At 57.1% G+C, this 2,939-nt stretch carries 5 protein-coding genes; 2 read left to right on the plus strand and 3 right to left on the minus strand.

Features of this window, described 5'->3' with window-relative positions; all coding sequences use genetic code 11:
- Positions 1-498 (plus strand): SOS response-associated peptidase (locus Q8P46_10470; protein MDP2620581.1); only part of this gene is annotated, 498 nt, incomplete at its 5' end.
- 530 nt (positions 499-1,028) lie between these two features.
- Positions 1,029-1,526 (plus strand): hypothetical protein, encoded by a 498-nt coding sequence (locus Q8P46_10475; protein MDP2620582.1) that lies wholly within the window; start codon positions 1,029-1,031, stop codon positions 1,524-1,526.
- Here the strand turns inward: Q8P46_10475 and Q8P46_10480 are convergent.
- The 3 genes from Q8P46_10480 to Q8P46_10490 all read right to left on the minus strand — a co-directional run.
- Positions 1,523-1,768 carry a hypothetical protein gene (locus Q8P46_10480; protein ID MDP2620583.1) on the minus strand — a complete coding sequence of 82 codons (246 nt, stop codon included), beginning with the start codon at positions 1,766-1,768 and terminating at the stop codon, positions 1,523-1,525. The two genes, Q8P46_10475 and Q8P46_10480, sit on opposite strands and share 4 nt — an antisense overlap.
- A gap of 73 nt (positions 1,769-1,841) precedes the next feature.
- Complete coding sequence (locus Q8P46_10485) at positions 1,842-1,988, minus strand: hypothetical protein (protein MDP2620584.1); 147 nt, start codon at positions 1,986-1,988, stop codon at positions 1,842-1,844.
- A 106-nt stretch (positions 1,989-2,094) separates the two neighbouring features.
- On the minus strand, positions 2,095-2,939 hold an 845-nt coding region (locus Q8P46_10490), incomplete at its 5' end, for an RES family NAD+ phosphorylase (protein MDP2620585.1).

Genomic DNA, 2,939 nt, shown 5'->3' on the forward strand with positions numbered 1-2,939 from the left:
TCGTGGGCCAAGGACCCGGGCATCGGCTCGAGGATGATCAACGCCCGGGCCGAAACAGTCGCCGAAAAGCCGTCGTTCAGGAACGCGCTCGCCAAGCGCCGCTGCCTGATCGTCGCCGACGGCTTCTTCGAATGGCAAAAACAGCCGAAGGGGCCGAAGCAGCCTTACTACATCACCGCCAAGGACGATGAGCCCTTCGCCTTCGCCGGCCTGTGGGAGCGGTGGGCCGCGACGGGAAAAGAACCCGTCCAGTCCTGCACCATCGTCACCACCGAAGCCAACGCGGCCTTGAAGCCGATCCACGATCGGATGCCGGTGATGCTGTCGCCCGATCGCTTCGAGGCCTGGCTCGACGTCGACGGCTGGCCGTCCGAGCGGGCGGTCGAATTGCTCAAGCCCTTCCCCGCGGTGCGCATGGTCATGGTCGCCGTCTCGACCCGCGTCAACAGCGTCAAGAACGACGTTCCTGTGTGCATCGCGCTGCTCAGCGATGGATAACATCTGCGTGACCGATGCAAAGGACGGGAGTCTTGCAAAACCATGACGAAGGCTACACGCGATCAGTTCGAATTCAGAAGCGACATTTTGGTCGTCCATCGACCCACTGGGGCAACCTTTTCAACCTATCGATACGAGAACCCCGAGGAAGGCACATATCCCGTGCATGCAACCATCGGACGGGCGGGCGAGATCTTGGAGAGCGGCGAAGAGTACTCGGAATACGAAGTCCGAACGATGGCGGCCGAACTGCTACGTGAGCGCGCGCTATTGAGCAAACGGGGTTAGTGGGTCTGTGCCTGAAGACATCGACATCTATCGGAGCGCCAAAGAACTCCTTAAGCAACACGGTGAGGACGCATCGATCCATGCCGCCATGCGCGCCGACGCGCTCCTGGAGGCCGGCGACATGGAAGGCCAGGCCGTATGGAAACGGATACTGAAGGCAATTGACACTCTGCTGTCCGACAGGCCGCCGGGAGGAAGAGGACTCCAATGAATAGTAAGCCATTAAAGGGAAAATTGTTGGGATGATCAGTTCTGGCTGGATTGCAATTTTTGCGGTGTTCATCGCAAGTGGCGCACTAGCCTTGGAGGTTAGGCGTTGGTTTGAGTCCGGCGTGCGGCTCACAATTAGCGTCATGGCCGATGCACAGCTTGCCGGAGGTATAAAAGACGACAACGCGGACTATTTGGGGGTGTTTGTTGTTAATAGAGGCAGCGCTCCGACAACGATAACTACTCTCGCATTGATGACATTCTCCTCCCGATGGAAGCACTTTCGAATGCAGCAAGATTATGCTGCGATCGTGCCTAATCCGCAACCACCTGGCAGTGCACCGAATTTACCACAAGAAATTGGCCCCAATGCCAGGTGGACAGGCTTGATACGCTATGATGACAAACTTCATTCACTAAGGGACGGCGGCAATTTATGGGTTTGCATCTACGGATCACATTCCGACAAGCCCACCATGGCGCGGGTTCCGGTCAAACAGCCGTCACGCGAGGGAATTAAGAAGCTTTAAGGCTGCCGTAAGTTACTGCCCGGGCGGACGTCGAATAGAGGTCCGCGGTATTCCTGGCCGGTGACGGCGTCGGCACCGATCGGCACGTTATGCAGCGTCGACACGGTCGAATTGATGGGCAGGCCCGCCAGGGCGATCGGCGGGTCGCCCAATGGGTGAATGGCCGCGTCGACCGCGTTGACGATCAACCCGCCGGCGACCATCACGCTGACGCCAAAAACGGTACCGTGTTTAGGATCCATGATGCTTAAATGGGCACGTCGCGGCGGCAGATCAAGGGTTGATCGCGCCAGTGGGCTCCCCTCTCATCATCGCTCAAATCCGGAACCGGTTGCGGAGCGCCAAGCCGATCAGGAAGAGGAAAAGGATGCCCAGGAAGCTTTCCATCATGGCAAGGGTGTTCACCCAACCGCTCGAAAAGATCGCCTTTGGCTTTGGTTGTTGTTTGCCGGTCCGCCGCACGGGCAAAATCGGCCCAACTTCGGCAGGTCGAAATCGCTTTATTGATCTGAGGCTGGGACAGCGAGCGCATGCCGACGTACCGCGAAGTGTTTGCGTGCCGATTAATTCAGAAGGAGTGTTTCTTGTCTTTAAATACTCTAAGCCGCTGTACGTTTCTCTCATGCCAACGATTATGGACGGCGTCGATTTGAAGAACGCGCACGCTGTCGTTATTGAGGCGCAAAGTTGGCTCCCGTTTGGCCAGCCACGCTTCGCCATCACCAATGGAGGGATGGGGGTCGATTGGTAGAAACGGAACACCGAACAGATTTTCGCGTCCTTCTTTCTCCTTTGGCGGCTTTTCAGGCGGCAGATTCTCGAACACCGTGATCGACGTGTCGGGATCATCCGGCGGACCGGAGTCCATATAAACGTCAATCTCCGTGTTGGGTGGAATATCATCTTGCTCCGCCACGCTGGCATGGTTGAACATAACAAGATTACGACCTTTCCCTCCGGTCTGAGATGATCGGAACAGCATGCCATCCACCGGCGGCTTCCCGCGGGTCGCTAGATATTCGGAAACTACTTGGGTGGGTAAATATTCGAAGGTCTCATCGCTCGGCATCACTGGCCGACTGATCGTCCGTGCTAGGTGGCTTAAAAATGCTGCGCGGCCTCTAAGCTCTCGGAAGTCAGGATCAAAGTGACTGGCTTTGACATAGATTTCGGCCAGAGCATCAAGATCAAGCAAACGAACCGGCCGAACAAACTCGAACCGTCCCAAGATTACAGAACTGCCGACAGGTGCGCGGACCTCCGCGACACAAGTATCTAGATCCTGAGCACCATAGAATACCGAAATACCCGCCGCGTTCATTCGACCGGCCTGCGCACGCCGGGATGGTGGCGCACCAAGCTGGCGTGCTGGATGCTTGAGGATATCTGTAAGCTCGGCTGGCGAGAACGCGA

Source organism: Hyphomicrobiales bacterium (assembly GCA_030688605.1).
Taxonomy (GTDB): Bacteria; Pseudomonadota; Alphaproteobacteria; order Rhizobiales; family NORP267; genus JAUYJB01.